This is a genomic window from Aestuariivita sp., assembly GCF_049276915.1.
In the GTDB taxonomy this organism is placed as follows: Bacteria; Pseudomonadota; Alphaproteobacteria; order Rhodobacterales; family Rhodobacteraceae; genus Aestuariivita.
Window position 1 is genome coordinate 1 of sequence record NZ_JBASXK010000172.1, and the last position, 1,581, is coordinate 1,581.

4 protein-coding genes are annotated in these 1,581 nt (G+C 61.3%); 2 read left to right on the forward strand and 2 right to left on the reverse strand.

Going from position 1 to position 1,581, the window contains the following annotated elements; all coding sequences use genetic code 11:
• Window positions 1-519 (forward strand): terminase gpA endonuclease subunit (locus tag WAO69_RS18385; protein WP_422181864.1); only part of this gene is annotated, 519 nt, incomplete at its 5' end.
• Here the strand turns inward: WAO69_RS18385 and WAO69_RS18390 are convergent.
• Both WAO69_RS18390 and WAO69_RS18395 read right to left on the reverse strand, forming a co-directional pair.
• The gene (locus WAO69_RS18390; RefSeq protein ID WP_422181866.1) at window positions 520-810 is read right to left on the reverse strand and encodes a helix-turn-helix domain-containing protein; all 291 of its coding nucleotides are present in this window, start codon (window positions 808-810) and stop codon (window positions 520-522) included.
• A complete protein-coding gene (locus WAO69_RS18395) occupies window positions 807-1,148 on the reverse strand; it encodes a type II toxin-antitoxin system RelE/ParE family toxin (protein ID WP_422181868.1) in 342 nt (113 codons plus the stop codon). The genes WAO69_RS18390 and WAO69_RS18395 overlap by 4 nt, the downstream gene beginning before the upstream one ends.
• A 52-nt stretch (window positions 1,149-1,200) precedes the next feature.
• On the opposite strand from WAO69_RS18395, the gene WAO69_RS18400 reads away from it, so the two are divergent.
• A complete protein-coding gene (locus WAO69_RS18400; protein WP_422181870.1) occupies window positions 1,201-1,416 on the forward strand; it encodes a phage head-tail joining protein in 216 nt (71 codons plus the stop codon).
• Window positions 1,417-1,581 lie beyond the last annotated feature (165 nt).

The following is a 1,581-nucleotide window of genomic DNA, read 5'->3' on the forward strand; positions in this document are numbered from 1 at the left end:
GAGGGGTTTAACCGCGCGAGCCCGGTGACAGGGCCGACCTTTGTGGATGCCACCATCGGCGGCAAGCGCCTGCGGCGCGGTGCGCGGCTGTGGTCTGTGGCAACCTCGACGTTCAAAGCCGAGACCTATCGCTTTCTGCGTCAGGATCGTCCGACGCCAGAGGAGATCACAGGTGGTGCCGCTTTTACGGCGGGGACGGTGCATCTGCCATCATGGGCGGACAGCGAATGGCTCAAGCAGCTGACGGCGGAACAGCTGGTCACGGTGAAAAACAAGCGGGGCTTTGCAAAGCTGGAATGGCAAAAGCTGCGCGAGCGCAACGAGGCGCTGGACTGCCGGGTCTACGCCCGCGCGGCCGCGTGGATTGCGGGTGCGGACCGCTGGTCTGACGCGCGTTGGCAGGAGTTGGAGCGGCAGTTGGCCTTGGACGTCTCCGGACCAGCCGGTGATGCGCCCGTGAAACGAACACCACGTCCATCAGCGCGGCGGCGGACGATGCGTTCAAACTACATGGGGTGATCAGGAACTCAGTGTGCGCTGGACGATCTTCGGATCCTTGTCGATCAGGGCTAGCAGGACCCGAGCGGGGCCTTCGGGGCTGCGCCGGTGCTGTTCCCAGTTCAAAAGGGTGGCTTTTTTAACGCCGATACTTTTGGCGAATTCTGCCTGTGACAGGCCGGTGCGCGCCCGAATGGATTTTACGTCGGCATCTGGAATGTCGATCGCATGCACGTCGACTGAGGTTTGCCCACGGGCATGTGCAATGGCCTCCTTGAGACCCTGTTCGATGCTCTTGAATGCGTCGCTCATTGCTGGCTCCTGTAGCTGTCGGCAAGCAGCTTGCCGAGGGTTTTGACGGCTTCAGTTTCTGCGTGGGTGAGATTGGCCTTCTCGCTTTTGGCAAAAACGGTGATTAGAAAAATTGGGATGAGATCGTCTTGTGCGTAAAAATGAATGACCCGGTAGCTGCCACTCTTGCCAGAACCCTCCCGTGCGTAGCGGAATTTACGAACCCCACCACCAATTGAGACCCCGGCTGTCGGATTGCGCGCCACGTAGTCAATCAGTGCCATGCGCTCGTCATTGCTCATGATTGCGCGGGCGCGGCGCTGGAACTCCGGAGTTTCTGCAACTGTTACGAGCGTCATACCTCCATATGTGCGCCATTGGCGTATATGTCAATGGCGCAATGGAGACCCAATGTCGACAACCTCAGACCTGCGCGGCCGCCGCGATGCTCTCTCAGCCCAACGTTCCTCTGGCGTGGCGCGGGTCAGCTACGACGGCAAGACCGTGGATTACCGCTCTGTGGCGGAGATCGACCGGGCCATTGAGGCGCTGGATCGCGAGATCGCCGCGGCCGAAGGGCGGCGCATTGTGCGCCATGTGCGTATCACCACATCCAAGGGGCTGTGATCCATGGGCCTGTTCGACAAGTTTCGCCGCCCAACCCAAGGCGGTCCCGCTGCTGTGACCGCGCGCCTTGAAGGTGCGATGTCCAAACGCCGGTTGCGCGGTTGGAACCCACCGCTGGAAAACATCAACGCGCTGGTCGCCTCTGGTGGCCCGAGGCTGCTGGCC